At 37.6% G+C, this 18,471-nt stretch carries 14 protein-coding genes; 12 read left to right on the top strand and 2 right to left on the bottom strand.

What is annotated here, in order from left to right; translation table 11 throughout:
* Positions 1–20: 20 nt before the first annotated feature.
* The 4 genes from FGG15_RS10250 to FGG15_RS10235 all read left to right on the top strand — a co-directional run bounded on the left by FGG15_RS10250 (position 21) and on the right by FGG15_RS10235 (position 3,839).
* A complete protein-coding gene (locus FGG15_RS10250) occupies positions 21–1,226 on the top strand; it encodes a HEPN domain-containing protein (protein WP_138835905.1) in 1,206 nt (401 codons plus the stop codon).
* An 18-nt stretch (positions 1,227–1,244) separates the two neighbouring features.
* A complete protein-coding gene (locus FGG15_RS10245; protein WP_138835902.1) occupies positions 1,245–1,586 on the top strand; it encodes a hypothetical protein in 342 nt (113 codons plus the stop codon).
* A 912-nt stretch (positions 1,587–2,498) separates the two neighbouring features.
* A complete protein-coding gene (locus FGG15_RS10240) occupies positions 2,499–3,251 on the top strand; it encodes a DUF4230 domain-containing protein (RefSeq protein ID WP_138835901.1) in 753 nt (250 codons plus the stop codon).
* A gap of 198 nt (positions 3,252–3,449) precedes the next feature.
* Positions 3,450–3,839 (top strand): hypothetical protein, encoded by a 390-nt coding sequence (locus FGG15_RS10235; protein ID WP_138835899.1) that lies wholly within the window; start codon positions 3,450–3,452, stop codon positions 3,837–3,839.
* Positions 3,840–4,243: 404 nt separating this feature from the next.
* On the opposite strand, the gene FGG15_RS10230 is transcribed toward FGG15_RS10235, so the two are convergent.
* Positions 4,244–5,359, bottom strand: a complete 1,116-nt coding sequence (locus FGG15_RS10230) for a Fic family protein (RefSeq protein WP_138835897.1) — start codon at positions 5,357–5,359, stop codon at positions 4,244–4,246.
* 437 nt (positions 5,360–5,796) lie between these two features.
* Positions 5,797–7,032 carry a site-specific integrase gene (locus tag FGG15_RS10225; protein ID WP_138835895.1) on the bottom strand — a complete coding sequence of 412 codons (1,236 nt, stop codon included), beginning with the start codon at positions 7,030–7,032 and terminating at the stop codon, positions 5,797–5,799.
* A gap of 445 nt (positions 7,033–7,477) precedes the next feature.
* Here FGG15_RS10225 and FGG15_RS10220 point away from each other — a divergent pair, with 445 nt between their 5' ends.
* From FGG15_RS10220 to FGG15_RS10190, 8 genes are all read left to right on the top strand, one after another.
* Complete coding sequence (locus FGG15_RS10220) at positions 7,478–8,695, top strand: site-specific integrase (protein ID WP_138835893.1); 1,218 nt, start codon at positions 7,478–7,480, stop codon at positions 8,693–8,695.
* Positions 8,696–8,747: 52 nt separating this feature from the next.
* Positions 8,748–8,903, top strand: a complete 156-nt coding sequence (locus FGG15_RS20090; RefSeq protein ID WP_161991950.1) for a hypothetical protein — start codon at positions 8,748–8,750, stop codon at positions 8,901–8,903.
* Between the two features lie 156 nt (positions 8,904–9,059).
* Positions 9,060–9,986 carry a sensor histidine kinase gene (locus FGG15_RS10215; RefSeq protein WP_161991949.1) on the top strand — a complete coding sequence of 309 codons (927 nt, stop codon included), beginning with the start codon at positions 9,060–9,062 and terminating at the stop codon, positions 9,984–9,986.
* Positions 9,976–10,674: a LytR/AlgR family response regulator transcription factor gene (locus tag FGG15_RS10210; protein WP_138835889.1), complete on the top strand. Its 699-nt coding sequence runs from the start codon at positions 9,976–9,978 to the stop codon at positions 10,672–10,674. Before FGG15_RS10215 ends, FGG15_RS10210 begins: the two co-directional genes overlap by 11 nt.
* A 301-nt stretch (positions 10,675–10,975) precedes the next feature.
* Positions 10,976–13,459 (top strand): ABC transporter permease, encoded by a 2,484-nt coding sequence (locus FGG15_RS10205; RefSeq protein ID WP_138835887.1) that lies wholly within the window; start codon positions 10,976–10,978, stop codon positions 13,457–13,459.
* 185 nt (positions 13,460–13,644) lie between these two features.
* The gene (locus tag FGG15_RS10200; protein WP_138835885.1) at positions 13,645–13,974 is read left to right on the top strand and encodes a helix-turn-helix domain-containing protein; all 330 of its coding nucleotides are present in this window, start codon (positions 13,645–13,647) and stop codon (positions 13,972–13,974) included.
* A gap of 349 nt (positions 13,975–14,323) precedes the next feature.
* Positions 14,324–15,349, top strand: a complete 1,026-nt coding sequence (locus tag FGG15_RS10195) for a ligand-binding sensor domain-containing protein (RefSeq protein ID WP_237561797.1) — start codon at positions 14,324–14,326, stop codon at positions 15,347–15,349.
* A 673-nt stretch (positions 15,350–16,022) separates the two neighbouring features.
* Positions 16,023–18,419, top strand: a complete 2,397-nt coding sequence (locus FGG15_RS10190; RefSeq protein WP_138835883.1) for an ABC transporter permease — start codon at positions 16,023–16,025, stop codon at positions 18,417–18,419.
* The last annotated feature ends 52 nt before the right edge of the window (positions 18,420–18,471 follow it).

The raw sequence follows: 18,471 nt of genomic DNA, 5'->3' as shown, positions 1-18,471 counted from the left end.
CCCGTTAAAAGAGCGAACCAATGACACACTGTACAAACATACCGGAAAACTTTGAAAAGGCGGAAGAGCTTTCCAATTTGGTAGATAGCATCCTGAACAAAGTAACCATTGACGCTGTCTTTCTATCCGCAAAACAAAAAGAAGGTGATACAGAATACCATGTCCTTACTTTTTTTGTGGATGTCAACAACGACCCACTTCCGAACGAAATACTTTCCTTGGTCTCAAAGATTGGAAAGGAACACCCTGACTTCAGAACTAGGGTCTATACAGAGAACCAATCCGAAATTGGCCTTGAGAGGGGAGCACTCTATTTCTTGGAACATTGTTGTCTTGGGGAGACAATCTTTGCCCACCCCGAGGGCGAGAACATCATGGACTATTCGGAAATGGCCCACAAAACTCTGATCAATAGAGCTATCCGTTATTTTGATTCCGAAATGAAAAAAGTAAATGTCTTTGCCAATACTGCGGATATATTGATAAAGGAAGGTGACCATTCCATAGCCACGTTCAATATGCACCAAGCCTTTGAACTTGCCTTTCGGTTCATCGAACAGATGTGCATTGGAAGGAGCAAGGTGACCCATAGTATCATCAGCCATATCAACTATTGCAGACCATTCTTTCCTACATTATGTCCATTCCCTGAAACCTCAAAGCTGGACAACAACGAACTGTTGCTCCTCTTGGAACATGCCTACAGTGTGGCACGTTACGGCAATGAATTTGAGATTGGCAAAGAACAGATACAAAGAATCCAATCGGAACTAAAGGGGTTTATCCAAGAAGTGGAATCAATTTTCAAGAGGCACCTTGCCAATTGTAGGGAACGAATCGAAGGGAAGAATCCAGTTTCTTCGGAAAAGCTGCAACCTGATCAAAACAACAAAAAAAACAAAGGTGAAGGGACGCTGTTTAAAAAACTAAAGGACTTGGAAGAAGAACACTTTTGCACTTTGAGACCCTATAACCCTGAAAAGGAACTTTACAGCGTAGAACTGTTAACCGAGGGCTATCTGGAAACCTCGTTCATGATATCCAACCTGATCAAGGTCTGTATTACCGCACTGGAAGTGGAAAATTTTCCAAATCGAACTGTTCCACAGCCCGAACACAATGTACGGGAAGTATTGGGGTACATATTGGACTTGGTGCCACATGAAGAAATGGAATTTCTGGATAAGATCGGAAAGCTGCTATCTGAATCGGCAGTCAATGATTGAACCATAAACAATGCTCTCATGAACCCAAACGAAGAGAAATTGATCAATGATCTAAATCACCATGCAAACGACCATACCCCGACATTGGTTCCACACCCATTTTTTGAGGGAAAGTTCCAACCCTTCTTTTTTTATGTTGACGGCCATGCAGATCTATTGTTGACGGTACGTGCACTGGTATACCTTTCCATGAGGACACTTGACCCAGAACTGGGCACGGACGATGTTCAGGAAAAAAGGGAAGAAGTATATATCCGTCAGGCACTGATCGTTGCCAACCGTTTGATGCCAAATGGTGAAGAGGCCCTAATGGATCACTTGAACAGATTCTACAGAGAAGAAAAGAACGGACATGAATAGGGAAATCAGAGGGTAATTTTATGAATGCATAGAGTATCAATTTACCTTTGGAGATCACTATTTTTCGATTTTTCCATTAAAAATGCCCTAGTTCTATTGGGCTGAAAGCCTTTTTCCGTGAAAAATGGATTATTTTCAGAATTCACAACCTACTAAAAATTTTGGCAAAGAGAAACCCTCTTCCTGTTTTCCAAAAATCATTTTTGTGACAATAATTCATTGACTTTACTGGGCTGAGAGCATTTTTGCGACAAAAAATGTTAGAATCACCAACAATGAATATTTTGGAAAACCTTAAAAAAAACGGGCTTTTCCGAAGGAAAATGAATGAGTAGCGCCGCGCTTGCGCGCTACCCTCTTGCTTTTCCATTCTCCGTCCTGCTAGCAGGACACAAAATGTAAACGCTAGGTGCATTTAATTGGCAAAACTTTTCAAACCAATTCATCTTTAATAAAGCTTTGAATTGATCATTTTGTCGCACTGGACAAATGCAAATGAATTGGATAAGTTATAATTCATGTTTTCTATTAGTCGATTAACAAAGCTTAGATGATCTTTAAGTATATCAGGAAACTGCATTGAGAGATGGAGGAGGGCTGTCGGGGCTGGGAGATTGATAAGGGGCACGATTATTACATTATAGAAAAACCATGATTATTCAAGGTGATTTCACTACACTAATTGTTCGAAAACCATAGGGTTGTTAAGGTTTTTGTTTGACTTTTGCATTACATCCAAGTTATTGGTTTTTAATCGATTACAATTTATAGAAATTCACGTATTAATATCTTCATTTGTCTTTTACTTTATTTAACACCTCTAAATTAGGTCGTATGTTTAAGTATTCAAGTAAAAAGAATCTGGAAAATCTTTAAAGAGAGATTATTTCAGGTAAATATAAATTTTGGAACATGAAAACCGTTCAAATTTTATTGCTCGTATTAGGTCTGATTATTGGAAGTGTAGTAGGATATTATGTTTTTAAAAGATTTGGCAAAGAGACACCAATCTCATTCTACGCAGAAAAAATAAAAGACATAACCGAATTTCATACCGTTAAATATGAGTCTAACTATCTTTATTATGGATATAAAAATGACAAGCCAAAAAAGAAATTGTTATCTATAATTGAAATTCCAATTGAGGTTGGTATATTTTTTGACATGAGTAAATCTATCATTCATTACTCCAGTAAGGATTCTAAGATGGAGAAAGTTGTTCTACCTGAACCAGAATACACACGAGTTTTTTTTGATATTCAAAACTCAAGACCAGTCCCAATTAATAGGACAAGAATTATTTGGAAAAAAGATCCTGAAAGTAAATTCTATCAAGATCTTCAGGAAAAATTAAAGAAAACAGAAAAGCATCTCATAAGACGCCTTGATACTTTGAAGGTTAAATCAAGGGCAAAAAAAAATCTGAAAACTTATGTTTTTACTCTATTGCAAAACTTCCAACAAGAGAGATTTGATATTGTTTTTGAAAAAGATAATTCGGATTTACCACCTCCACCCGCTCCCCCAATATTAAATGAAAAGACCTCTGTCGTTTTGCAAAATAAGAATGATACTATCCAAATTATGGATTGGCAACTTCTAGAACTGGACTCCGTCCCTTTTGAAGCATATGAAAACATATATTTTAGTGATTTTGAAAATTAACTCCTGCGATTAACAATTGTCTAGAAAAATCTTTTTTTGGATACATATAGAACAGGCGCAATTAGAGTTGAGATGGTTAAAATTATTGGGACATCATCTAATCCTCTGTGAAATTAAAATAGCGATGGCTATAAAATATCCAAATCCGTAGTGTGGTTGCATAAGAATAAAACTATGTAAATTATAAAAAATAATGTTATGTCCAAACTGTACCTATTAGTAACCTGTCTTTGTTTATTATTTTCGAGTATTATTACAGCTCAATCGGAATTTTATGTGGGGAGGTTAAAGAAGAAAAAGGTGATTCTTTTTGAACCTTGTAATCCTCAGCAGCCGCAAGATCCTTGCTCGATTAAGGTTGAAAAACTGGAGTGGCGAGTTAATTCGAGACAAAATACATTTACTGTGTCCGAGGAGAATACAGCTAAATTATCTGAGGGATATGGCACAAATAAATTTGTGATTATTGAGAAAATTGGTTCAGATATTTTTGTCCGAAAACTATGTTCGAAAAAAGATTATCGCCAATATCGAGGAAAAATTGATTCGGATATTTATTCCACAATTTGCTCCGAACTCACTGAGTAAAATCGAGCTTCAATTTATTTTTACAAGGAATTCAATTAGTTTTGGTTAAATGTAACAAACACATCGATAAGGTTTTACACGGCCGTCAAAATTTCAAACCAATTGATCTAAATAAGAATTTGGCTGTTTTCAAAAAAGAAGTCACCTATTATCCGATGAGTAAAAACCCCTGCCCTCTTAAAACATCTGAAAACAAGGCCTTACAGCCTAGGCTTTGGTTTCCCGAGTAGTACTAAAAGTGCTTTCACTTTATTCAAATCTAATTGATATTTGTTTTATTGCACTTTTAGTTTTGGTACGGGAGAAGGGAATCTAATCCCATGTCACATGGTATCAAACCCTAAGTTTGGTGTGCCTACCAATTCCACCGCATCAGCGTTTAAATATTTTTGAACTTTCTTTGCCTAATACACTAAGTTTAGTGAATACCGGGTGCCTTTGAGCTCTCCTGTTTTGACAAGTATGGATTTGTCTGCCAAGTCCTTTAGGTCACGGGTAGCTGTTGATGCAGAAGTGCGGGCAATGCTAATATAGTTATCCGCGCTGAGTCCACCTTTAAAACCTGTATATCCTGCTTTGAACATACGTTGTACCACTTTAAGTTGACGGTCATTCATTAATGGGGAGAAACGGTCAAAAAATCTTGCTTTTTGAATTAAAAAATCAATAGTTCTAATCGTATGTTGTTGAGCAGTAATTATGGTTTCTCCAAAATACACAAGCCATTCGGTAAGATCTAATTTGAAATTATGGGCTTCCAAAGCAGAATAGTAAGCCTTCTTATTGGATTCAATAGTTTGTGACAATGAAATAAGTGCTGATCTCCCCAAATCCATGGACACTGATTTTTCAGAAAGTCCTCTGGCTATACGTCCATTACCATCTTCAAAGGGATGAATAGCTAAAAAAAAATAATGTGCTATCCCGGACTTGGCCAATGGAAGCATTTTGGATTTGTTTTCACTATGGATTTCATTGAACCAAGAAACAAAAGTTTCCATTTCCTTTGTCATTTGTGATGAGGGAGGAGCTTCATAATGGACGGTTGGTTTATCCAAACGCCCTGAAACAACCTGCATAGGGTCGTCATGAGCACGATATTTTCCAATATCTGATAAATCCCTTCTACCGGTGGTAAGCATTCGATGCCATTCAAAAAGTTGTTCATGGGACAAAGGCTCTGCATATGTTTGGTAGAGGTTGACCATCATTTCCGATATACCATATTCAGCTTGTGGAAGTTTTTTTCTTTCCGTTTCAAGACCAAGATTCTTTTTTATGGATTCTTGTATACTGCCACGATCAAGATATTCTCCTTCAATGGCCGAAGTGGTTAGGGCCTCATCCGACAGAACCTCGATCAAAAGTTCATTCTTGTCATCTGCATTAATATGTTTTATGGAACCAAGGGCAACACCGCTCGTTTGCACAAACTGATATTCCAGGTCTTTTAAGACTGTTTCGTCATAAGTGAATTGTGGCCAGTTTTCTTGTTGCCAGTTCCATTTAAATGCTGTCATGGGCTATATGTTTAGCTTTTATAGCTCAAAAATAACGAAAAAATGGGCTATAAATTACATTTTTATAGCCCAAAGAGCAGTGATAGTTGATAAGAAATCTTGTTTTATAGGGTTTAATTGTAAGTAAATAGGTCTCTACACCATTTCCAGAGAGGTAGGTTAGGTACCCAAATCACATCAAAATAAATGTACTTAACTAGTTTGAAATTGGGACAAGCTCTGTACCGGTATCGTCCCAAATAAGGACAAGCACTGGACAAGCACTGGTACCTTATATAAAACATATACAAACTATATAAAACATATACAAACTATATAAAACAATTATTAAACAGGGAAGTTTTTAAATTTCGATTTTTTGATTTTTCCAAACAGTATCAAATTAAATTGAAGTATCCCAAATCAGGACAACTTGTGGGCAAGTGAATAAATAGGTCTCAAATGGACTTGGCGAACTCCAATAGGGCAGGATCATTTTTTAGTTTTTCCATATCATCCGAAATTTTGCTGTCCAATACCTTGGCATATATTTGGGTCGTTTTCAAAGAGGTGTGCCCCAACATTTTACTCACAGACTCAATCGGTACCCCGTTGGAAAGGGTCACGGTCGTTGCAAATGTATGTCTGGCCAAATGGGTGGTCAATGTCTTTTTGATCTTACATGCCGTAGCTATTTCCTTCAGATAGGAGTTGGTTCGCTGATTGGTATAAACGGGAAGCAACGTCTTTTTTTCAATCACTCTGGGATGTTCTTTGTACTTATCGATTATGGCCTCTGGAATGCTCAACAATGGAATACTGCTCAAAACCTTGGTCTTTTTCCTTTTGGTCTTGATCCATTTGTTTCCTTTGATGTCTTTGACCAGATCATCCTTTGTCAATTTTTCAATATCGGCAAAAGCCAGTCCGGTATAACAGCAGAACAAAAACATGTCTCGTACCGTATCCAGTCTTTCGAATTCAAATTCTTCCTTTAGCATCGATTCCAGTTCCTCGTGCGTTAGAAACTCCCGCTCTTTTTGTTTCCAACTTGCCGACCAATGGAAGAAAGGGTCTCGATCAATCCATTGGTTGGCATAGGCGATGCGAACAATTTTCTTGAAATTGACGATATATTTGGTCGCTGTATTGTGCGAACACTTTTTTTTGCTCTTTAAAAAGTAATCAAAGCCCGTTATAAACTCATAATCGAGCTTTTTAAGAGGAAAGTCCTTTTTTTGGTACTTGTGTACTATGTAATCTGAGATATGAGATTTGGCGGCTTTATATCGTTGAAGTGTTCCTGCGGAATATTCCTTGCCCACCAAACTTTCCATTTCATTATTGTGATTTTGGAATATTTCCAAGATCATATACTGTTTCTGGCCCTTGCCCAAAAAGATGTTCTTCACTGTATCGGCATCCACATATTCACCGTTACGAACTAGCTCATCATAAATGGAAATACACTTAGCTTTCAATGTGTCAAAAAATCGGTTCAATACCAGTATCTCAGGGCCTTTACCGCGAACTCTACAATTGTCAGTGTCCCATCTGGAAAACTCTATTTGCTTACCTGTACTGAATTCTGCACGTTTACCATCCAATGTGATTCGGGCATAAATAATGGACTTTTTGGGTTGCTTTACAACCTTTCTCTTTGGGTAAAAGATGACATTGACTGTTGAAAACATAAAAATAGGATTGATTTAACACTTTGAAGGTACAAAAAAGGGTCTTAAATAAATGTTAACAAATCCTTGCAATAAATTATAAAACAGTCAATTACAGCGATGAAGGTGCCTCTAAAATGAAGAGCTTGAGAGGCACCGAATTAGGCACCTTTTATATAGTTAAAATTGGTGTTTTTTGATGTCAATGGAAATGAAAAAAGCCTGTAAATATTTAATTTACAGGCTTTTAGATAAATTTGGAAATATTCCAAGCGGTCTGGACGGGACTCGAACCCGCGACCCCCTGCGTGACAGTCGCAAATTATTGATTTTCAAATGGTTGCATATAATTTCTTTTGTTTTGAAAATCAGTATTTTATGATTTTTCACTTTTCTTTTAGCTTCCTTGGAATTACATTTAAGTACCCATTTGTTGTACCTATGTTGTACCCAAAACCAGAAAAGTATGTCTTCAATCAAAGTTGTTTTAAGAAAAAAAGCCCTTTCGAATGGTTCATTTCCCATCTTTTTAAGGGTGACCAAAAACCGTAGAACCAAATATTATCGTACTCCCTTGAATACCACTTTGGAGGAATGGAACGAAGATACTGGTTCATTCAATGGAAAGAATGCGAATTATATCCAAAAGAATAGAGTGCTATTGAAAATAAAAGACCGAGCCTTAAAAACCTATTATGACCTGGAGCTTGAAAAAGAAGATTTTTCGCTTGACGATTTTGATAAACACTTTCGAGTAGATACCAATCCAGCTTCACAAGATGTATTCAGGTTTTGGGACGAGATTATACAGGAAATGCGTGAAGCGGGTAGAATGGGTAACGCAAAGCTTTATCACGATGCCTCCAACTCAATCAAACGGTTTATTGGTTTTAAAAGTCTTCGTTTTTCAGAGATTGATGCTACCTTTTTAAATAAGTATGATGCTTTTTTGCGTTCGCGGGGTGGTACAGATGGCGGAATAGGTGTAAAAATGCGAACGATCCGTGCTATGTACAATAAAGCCTTAGAACGGAACATCTTCAAAGTGGAAAAACACCCTTTCCATATTTATAAAATATCAAGACTAAAAGGGAAAGGCATTAAGAGAGCCTTGAATTTGGAACAGATTAATAAGATTCACAATCTTGATTTAAACGAGTATCCACATCTGGTCGATCACAGAAATTATTTCATGTTCAGTTTTTACTCCAGGGGCATGAACTTTGCGGATATGATTGAACTGAAATGGAGCGACATCCATGGAGAGCGAATTAGATATATCCGCAATAAAACAAAACGCCCGTTATCTGTAAAGATCAATCCACCCTTGAGAGCTATTTTAGATTATTATCGAGAAAACTCTCTAGGGACAAAGTATATTTTTCCAATCCTCTTATACAACGATTTAACACCATTACAGTTAGACCATCGTAAAAAGAAAACTTTGGCCCAATACAATAAGGGCTTGAAAGAAATAGCCAATCTCTGTGGTATCAATCAAGCCTTAAGCTCATATGTTGCCAGGCATAGTTATGCCAATTGCCTTAAACAAAAAGGAGTGGCCACTGATATTATTGGGGAATCCCTTGGGCATGCAGATATAAAGATTACCCAAGTTTACCTCAAGGAACTGGGCAATGAAATTGTGGATGATGCCGTGGAAGTGCTTTTTAACTATAGCTGAATTTTCATAGTGCCGAAAAAGGTTCGTTTCTCGTGACTTTATAATACGTATTATGGAAATCACAAAAACTACTGTTCTTCAACACCAAAATCTTATTCAATCCGTAAACTTTGAACCACATTACTCCTTGCTGCCCTTAAAATATGGTCATGGTAAGGATAAAAAGGTGGTTGTAGAAGCTTTTCCAGAACTCGTGGATGTAAATTGAATATGAGTATATTCTTTTTTAACATTTGAATGGAAAAACCTTCCTTTGAGCCAGAACATAAAATAAAAAATAATGAAAAGGTCCGTTATATTGTTAATCCATTTTTCCCTTTGGGCATTACTTTATTCAATCGCCCTTCTTATAACAAATTTTGTAATGGACATAGCGCAGCCCGAGTATGGGGTGGTTCCAACAGATGTTATTTTCCCGATAGCTTTTTATCTAATTATAATTTTTGCCTGCCCATTTTACATCTTTTATGCGCTGTTCCCAAAATTGATCAATGGAAAATCCAAAGTACAATGGAATTTACTTGCCCTGGGTTTGATAATCTCAATTCCGCTCATACTACTTTGGCTGGATAACCAAGCATTCATTTTTTCCAATTACATTAAAAGCCTGGCCCTTATCCTTCTTCCAACTTTGTTTGGAGTACTTTTCAGGAGTTTTTTTATGTGGATTGAGCAAAACAATCTTAGGATTCAACTGGAGAAACTTAGTTTTGAGAGTGAACTGGCACAGCTCAGGCTTCAAATCAACCCTCATTTCTTATTCAATACGCTCAATAACATTGATTCACTTATTGCCGACCAACCTAAAAAAGCTTCAGATCTTTTACTCAAACTCTCGGACATTATGAGATATATGTTATATGAGGCCGGAGTAAGTAAAGTAAACCTTGACAAAGAGGTAGAATATTTGGAGAACTTTGTTTTTTTACAAAAACAGCGGTTCAAGGATAAAGAATCCATTAATTTTAGTGTAGTTGGAAAAGTCGGTTCAATTGAAATCCCTCCCATGTTGCTGATTCCATTTGTAGAAAATACCTTTAAACATTATAGCCCTGTTGGTGAGAACTGCGGGATAGACATTAGGGTCCAGATTGGTGAGAATAAGGTAAAACTTTGTTGTCAAAATAGTTATGATAGCAACGATAGTTCTAAGGACAAATGGTCCGGAATCGGTTTAAAAACTGTCAAAAGAAGATTGGGTTTGATCTATAAAGACGATTATGGGCTTAAAATTACCCGAAAAGACAATACGTATACCGTAAATTTGACAATTCCAAGCTATGACAATTAATTGCGCAATTGTTGAGGACGAGCCTTTGGCCGTGGAAAAACTGACACGATATATTGAGCAGTTGGACTTGCTTTCCTTGAAAGCAACCTTTGACAATGGAATAGATGCTTTGAACTATCTGCAGGACAACGATATCGATCTAATATTTTTGGATGTCCAAATGAAACAACTCGATGGAATCGAATTTCTGGGTTGTTTGAAGGAAGTTCCTCAAGTCATTATTACTTCGGCCTATAGTGAATACGCCCTGAAGGGCTACGAACACAGGGTAACGGATTTCTTATTGAAACCCTATGGTTTCGATCGGTTCCTAAAAGCGGTTGACAATGTTTCCGCTAAACTGAAAAATGATCACAAGAAGGGCAAAAGCTTTGTTTTCATAAAAACAGAGTACCGGATGGAACGTGTTGATCTTGATGATCTTTTATATGTTGAGGGAATGAAAGATTATTTGTCCCTGGTCATGAAAGACAAAAAAATAATGACCCTAATGTCTTTTCAAAAGATTTTGGACTTACTTCCAAACACCAATTTTGTAAGGGTGCACAAATCGTTTGTCGTGGCAATTGATAAAATCGAGAGCATCGAAAGAAATAGGATCAAAATAAACGAACGGTTGATCCCTATCAGTGAAGGCTTTAAGGATTCGTTTTTTGAATTCCTAAAAAAGAAAAATTACTTGATTTAGCAATATGTAGACAAGTTCCCAAGGTTTGTCCATTTGTTCTCCGTGGTAGTAGAACTTTTTTCTCTCCAAGCGCTATCATTCCTACCTTGATCAAGTAATCGATAAAAACTAGAAATGATAAAGGCCCTCGTAAAAATCCTATTGTTGCTCTTTTCCATAATTACCTTTTTACAGGTTATTGACTGAGACAAAGGAAGGAAAAGAAGCCCCGGTCAAATCACCTCAAGGAACCTTTGATATCGATATTATCCTTGCCAATGCACGGTTGGAGGGGTAACCAATCAATTAGAAAAATAATGATATGTTCACAAACCACCTGAAGATTGCCTGGAGATTTTTCAAAAAGAACAAACTCTTTTCAGCTATTAACGTATTTGGCCTGGCCATTGGAATTGCGGCTTTCCTCATACTTACACGCTACACCGTTTTTGAAAAGAGTTACGATTCATACCTTTCGGAAGCTGATGACATGTACAGGGTAACCTTAACTACAAATCATGGCGATAAAGGCTTTAGTTCTTCCGCAACAAATCACCCTGCGGTTGGGCCTACACTAAAAGAGGAATTTCCAGAAGTGGAAGATTATACCATAATTGCCGATAAGTCCCTTGTTTTTTCGGGTACTGTCATACTTTCATACACCAACGAATTTGGTGAAAAAATCAAATCGGACATTAAGGATGACCATCTCTATTTTGCCAACCAATCCATAATAGATATGTTCAACATATCCCTTGCCCAGGGCAATCCAAAAACTGCATTAAATGAACCAAACACTATCATTTTATCCGCTAATGTTGCCAAGCGGTTTTTTGGAAATGAAGTCCCCTTGGGAAAAGAAATCAAATTGAACGATGGCTTTGCCTTAAAAGTGACAGGTGTTTTTGAAGAAGCTCCCCAAAATACCCACTTACCCTTGGGAATGGTAGTATCCTACACTTCCTTTGGTTTGGGCGGGGACTTTACGAATAGTTGGGTTTGGCCCGAATTCTACAATTATGTTAAACTGAAACCCGGTACGGATCCCAAGGTGGTGGAATCAAAGTTTCCCGCACTGGCGCAAAAGTACCTTACGGAGATCATGGAGGAGTATGGGTTTAAGGCCAGTTTTGGACTTCAACCTGTGAGGGACATTCATTTGAAATCCAACCTTCACAAGGAAATTTCGCCCAATAATAGTCAACTAGCCCTATCTTTTTTATTTATCGTTGCTGTATTTATCATTGCCATAGCAATTATTAACTTCATCAATCTTTCCACTGCGAAATCCATGGAAAGGGCCAAAGAAGTAGGGCTTAAGAAAGTTGTTGGGGCGAATAGGGGCATGTTGATCAGGCAATTTTTAGTTGAATCGTTGATTGTCAATTTCTTTGCGATGCTCTTATCCATACTTTTGGTTATTATTTCAATGCATTTCGTGAATTCGTTGGTTGGAGTTGCTGTGTTGTCCATGGATATGTGGATCAATAGGAAGGTGTGGGTTATTATGATTTCGCTTTTTGTGGGAGGGGGTATTCTTGCAGGCCTTTATCCTGCTTTTGTGGTTTCCAGCTTTGTGCCGGCTCATGTCCTAAAGGGTAGTTTCCAAAGTATGGGAAAGGGATTGGGATTGAGAAAAGTGCTGGTAGTGGTACAATTTACTGTCTCCATCACCCTTATTGCTGGAACCTCCATCGTTTACAATCAGTTTTCGTATATGCAAAAACAGGATCTCGGTTTTAATGCGCAACAAAATTTGGTGGTATCGGCTCCGACATATTCAGATTCCACATTGATTACAAAAGTGGAAGCCTTCAAGCAGGAGTTGATAAAGGATCCCAGAATCAAGAGTGTTTCCATGTCAAATGAGATTCCAGGTAAGGCCATTGAATGGGGCAATTCGGTGAGGCAAGCACATAAGAGAAGAGAACTGGCGGTTTCGTCCAGGTTTATGAGAATAGACCATGACTTTTTAAACACCTACTCCATATCATTGACGGCAGGCAGGAATTTTACCAAGGAAGATGCCACAGCATATTTTGGACCAGAAGGGCCAATTCCATCTGGACATAGGGTAATAGTGAATAACACTGCAGCGAGGCTATTGGGGTTCATCGAGCCGGATATGGCATTGGATCAACAGATTGTCTATAAATTCGGCCCGATTGACCGACGGGCCAGAATAGTAGGGGTCGTGGCCGATCACCATCAGCAATCACTGCAGAATGACTATGAACCCTTGGTATTCCTTTATTTTGATGGTTTTTATTTCGTGGATTATCTGACCATAAACATTGAAAGCGATATGCATGCTTCAATTCCGATAATAGAGACAAAGTATCAGGAGTTTTTTCCAAACGACCTTTTCAAGTACTTTTTTGTGGATGAATATTTTAACAAACAATATCAGGCTGATATCAAACTTGGGAAAATATGTCTCGTTTTTTCCATTTTGGCTATAATCATTGCTTGTCTTGGTCTATTTGGTCTTGGCACCCATATAGCCATTCAAAAAACTAAGGAACTAAGTGTTAGAAAGGTTTTAGGGGCCAGTATTATCCAAGCTTTGTTGATTATTCCCCGCAGCCTTTTGGGCTTGGTACTGTTATCTGGGACAATTGCCCTACCCATTACTTATTTCATTGCCGAAAATTGGCTGGAAAATTATGCTTTCAGGGTTAAAATGAATGCTTTGATGCTTATTGCCCCTCTACTTCTGGTGATTTTTATCGCACTGTTTTCAATTTTGCCCCAGTCCCTTAGAGCTACTATGGCAAACCCATCGGTAACATTAAAGAATGAATGACCCTAACTATTATTTGTTAAAGAAACATCTTCAGCCACAGTTGAAGGAAATAGAGGCTTGCGGTTTAACATATAAACATGAATACAAACAAGTCAATGGAAAAAAGGCCCATGGCTTAGAATGACATATTGAAGTCCATAAAAAGTTTACACACGGAATGAAAAAACTTGTATCAATTAATAAAAATGATCAAGAATAGGTTAAAAAAACTACGATTGGCAAATAACCTGACTCAAACTACCCTTGGGAAAATCTCTGGGATATCCCTTGCACAAATTGGACGATATGAGAAAGGACTTTCTAAACCTTCGGCAAGGACCTTGGCCAAATTGGCAAAGGCGTTGGATGTAGATTCAAACTACTTCACGGACGAAAACAAATTCTTGGACAAAACCAGCATTGAAAAGCATTTTGGAAAACTCAAGCTGGTAATCAAAACCGACGAAGATCTAAAAATATTGATAGCCCTAATTGAGGTTCTGTACCATAAGAACTTTGACAAATCTGCACATTGATTACCAAAAAGAAAATAGTCATTTTTAGTTTATGAGACTTGAAGAGCAAACCTAAGAAGTCCTAATATATGGCCATTAAAAAGAACAAGTAAGGGAAATTGGTGATGTCCTATAAATGTTGATTTCATAAGACTATTGTAGCAAAAGCCAGCCACCTAGAATCACTCCAAAAATCCTCGATTTTTTTCTTTATGGAAAGAATTTCCTAAGGGGGTACCTATATTCCGTTGTTGTGCGGAATTGAAACAGCGTTCGAAAACAACTTTTACATTTTTTTACAAACGCATAACTAAAGCCAAGTACAAAGACTTGTAGCTTTGTTGGGATTCTTGGAACTAAACATAAGAAAATGATGAAATACATATCTGGTTTGCTCTTTATATTTATTTTTTATGCCTCCTGCGGACAAAACCAAACAAGCGTACCAAAACAAAATAACAGGAGCCATAGGTCAGGATTATCCGAGTCTCAACTTAAAGAGGCGGCCGCTTCGAAGATACCTATGAGTATGGTTCGGAATGTAAGGCAGGCAAAAAACGGGGACATTTTAATTGCTTCTTATGTAGGTGTTTATCGATACGATGGAACATCTTTTACCAATATGACAAGTACAATAGAGTGGCCGACCTTCTGGGATGTGTTGGAAGATAGAAAAGGAAACCTTTGGTTGGCTTCCCAAGATTCTGGTGTTTACTTCCAGCCTGCCGGACAGACAAGCTTTAAGCATTTTAAAGCAAAGGATGGGACTGGCATTAGTTCAGCGCTACATATTTATGAAGACAGAGCCGGTAATATCTGGTTCGGAGCAAGCCGTTACGATGGGAAATCTTTTCGGACCTTTACCACCAAAGATGGATTTCCTAGTAACAATATTCGCTTACTTCTTGAAGACAAAACCGGCAAGCTTTGGTTTGGTGCACAAGGAGAAAATATGTTCGTTTATGATGGAAAAACATTTACCGTTTTAAAAAACGAAGATGGAAAAGCGTTTAACAACGTTTGGTCAATAATCGAAGATAAAAAAGGCAGTATTTGGTTCGGTGCCAATGGTCTTTGGCGCTATGATGGCAGAACCTTTACGAAGGTATCGCAAAGGGATGCTTATGCTATCATCGAAGATAAAAAGGGAAATATTTGGACTACTGGTGGTGTGACTGGACAAGGCTGGGCACTTTCACGTTATGATGCAGAGACCTTGTACAACGAAAATCCTACAGTAACCGAAATTATGTCAATAAAAGAAGGAGCACTTTTGGGGCTTCTGGAAGCTAAAGATGGAAGTATTTGGTTTGGAGCTATGGGACCGGAGAGTCAAGTGTACCGTTATGATGGAAAGACCCTCACGGATTTTAAAAATGAAGAGGGTCGGGAATGATGTGCATAGACGACAATTTTAAGATGGAATTGTGTTTATAGTGGATTGGAAGAATGAAATTTACTGTAAATCCACTTGATTCTGAAATTATCTCCTGCGGACAGATTGTTTTTAACAAATAAAGACGGTAATTCTCTTGGTTCTATTTTCTCATTTATTGATGTACTAAAATTTTGCTGACTGATAATCTTAAAAGAAAATTGAGAAATAGGAAGCCAGCTCACTACAATGCATAAACATTCATTGCTCTCATTCGATTGCTACGCTGTCGATGTTGGACGTTACCTTCATTTTTTTATGGTTCCGTAAAAAGAACGATTCTTTGGAATTTGAGAATCTTTCCCTTAGGTTCCATTAACCTGCCGATTAATAGAACGATGTGAAGAAAAAGAGAAAGTCCCAATAGAGGTTCGTTTTGTAGTACAACTTTCCTATCTGCTTTTGAAATACCATAAAGCCTCTTAAGTGTAAATTTAATGGACAAAACATGTCAATTTATTTTACATCATAATACATCCAAAAGAAATAATTTAAATGTAAATTATTGATTATAAGTAGATTGTAAATTTGGCACAGATTTGGGTTTTAAAGAAGTAGTCTTTATCACTTTTCAGTTGAATCCTAGTTTATACGTAGTGAGCCTCTACAGTATAGCAATCAAAACGTATTTATCATGTTCAGACACAGCATCAAACTTTTCTTTAGGAACATCAAAAAACAAAAAAGCACTTTTGTGATCAACATTGTAGGTCTATCTACAGGATTGGCTTGTGTTCTTATGATTGCGTTATGGATAACAGATGAAATATCCATGGATAAATTTCATGAAGAAGGTGATCAACCTTATCAGGTAATGCGGAATAGAAACGATAACACGGCGAATATAATGACCAAGGAAAGCCAATCGAATCTTTTGGCTCCTACTCTCGCTGCGGAGTTTCCGGAAATCAAACATATTGTACCGGTCAATTTTTCCGACGATTTCAATAGTATATTGTCAACGGATGAAAAGAGCTTAAAAGCCAAGGGCATAACGGCCGGTAAGGATTTTTTCAAAGTGTTCTCTTTCCCGTTAATCCAGGGTAATAAAGATCGGGTGCTACAAGGCACAAATAATGTAGTTATCTCTGATATTATGGCAGTCAAACTATATGGCGAGACCAATAACATTATAGGTCGTACCATTAACTTGGATCACGATAAATATAATGGCCCCTATAACATCTCGGGTGTTTTTAAAAAATCAGGGTATCGTTCTTCCGAGGATTTTGATTTTTTGCTAACCAACGAACTGTTCCTTTCAAGTGTGGATTCGGAATCCGATAATTGGATTAGCAATAGAGTTCAGGTATTCTTGACATTAAAGGAAAACGTAAATGTTAATCTGTTTAATTCTAAAATCAAAGGCTTGGTACGGTCTAAAATGCAATTAGATTACGAGCCCAAAGGTCAAGATTGGATTGGAACCCTGTTTCTACGCCGATATTCTAGTAAGTATCTATACGGGCATTATGAAAATGGAATACAATCCGGAGGTAGGATTAACTATGTCATTCTTTTTTCGATTATTGGTCTGATCATAATGACCATCGCATGTATCAATTTTATGAATCTCTCCACGGCAAAAGCTTTAGGAAGAACAAAGGAGATCGGACTAAAAAAAGTAGTTGGAGCAAATCGAAGAACATTGATTTTTCAATATTTAAGAGAATCCACTTACATGGCCTTACTTTCCCTACCTGTCGCTTTGTTTATTGTGAGTCTATGCCTTCCGCAATTCAATGAAATTACCAATAAGGACTTTACATTGGATTTTGGTATAGGTTTTATTTTATTGGTTCTCGGAATCACCTTGTTCACTGGTATCGTTTCCGGTAGCTATCCTGCGTTGTACCTTTCGAATTTCAAGCCGGCGGTTACATTAAAAGGAAAACTCGATACCTCTTTTGGGGAAATTTGGGCTCGAAAGGGGTTGGTTATATTTCAATTTATATTAACAATCATTTTCATCGTATCTGTATTGGTGATATACCAACAAATGGATTTCCTCCAATCGAAGTATCTGGGTTATGATAAGGACAACATTATTTCCTTTGAAAAGGAAGGAAAAGGTATGATTGAAAGAATGGATACCTTCCTATCCGAAATAAAGAACGTACCCGGCGTTGTAAATGCCTCGGATTATACGACTGACATGGTAGGGGGGTATGGCGGCACATGGGGAGTGGATTGGGAGGGGAAAGGAACAAATGAAAGTATTGACTTTGCAATTTTAGGCGGTGGATATGACTTTATTAAAACCCTGGGCATTGAAATTGTGGATGGAAGAACTTTTTCTAGGGAATTTAATACGGACAGCACAAATATCATATTTAATGAGACAGCCATTAAAAGTATGGGGCTTACTGACCCCATTGGAAAAACAATTAGAGTGTTCGGCGGAGAGCGTAAAATTGTGGGGGTGACCAAAGACTTCCATTTTGAAGGGCTACATGAAAATGTAAAGCCTTGCTTTATAATGATAAGTCCCGAAAATTCGAAAGTTATGGTCAAGCTCAGAGCTGGTACAGAAAGAGAGACTTTGAGCAGGCTTGAGGATTTTTACAAGGAATATAACCAAGGAGTTCCTTTTGAATTCACATTTTTGGATGACAATTATCAGGACATCTATACCTCTGAACAGCTTGTTGCCACCTTGTCCGAATACTTTACAATAATTGCAATAATCATTTCCTGTCTAGGACTCTTTGGATTGTCCTTGCATACGGCAGAACGGAGAGGAAAGGAAATCAGTATTCGAAAGGTTTTGGGACAGACCGCTGCACAGGTCACAATAATGCTTTCTGGTGAATTCGCCAAACTGATTTTAATATCTACACTTATTTCCTTACCCATAGCCTATTTGGTGACTAATAATTGGTTATCCAATTTTGCTTATCATATTCCGCTAAAAATTTGGCACTTTCTTGGCGCCGGTGGAATGGCCTTATTGGTAGCTATGTTGACCGTGGGGAGTCAAGCCATACGAGCGGCCAATAGAAATCCTGTAGATTGCCTTAAGGATGAATGAATGAGGTTTACAATTGGTTTGGTTCCGCAAAACGGCCAATTTTCGGCACAGA

Origin of the sequence: Flagellimonas algicola (assembly GCF_005937185.1) — a bacterium.
Lineage (GTDB): Bacteria > Bacteroidota > Bacteroidia > Flavobacteriales > Flavobacteriaceae > Flagellimonas > Flagellimonas algicola.
Note: the sequence above shows the minus strand (reverse complement) of the source record. Positions and strands in the feature narration are given on the sequence as shown.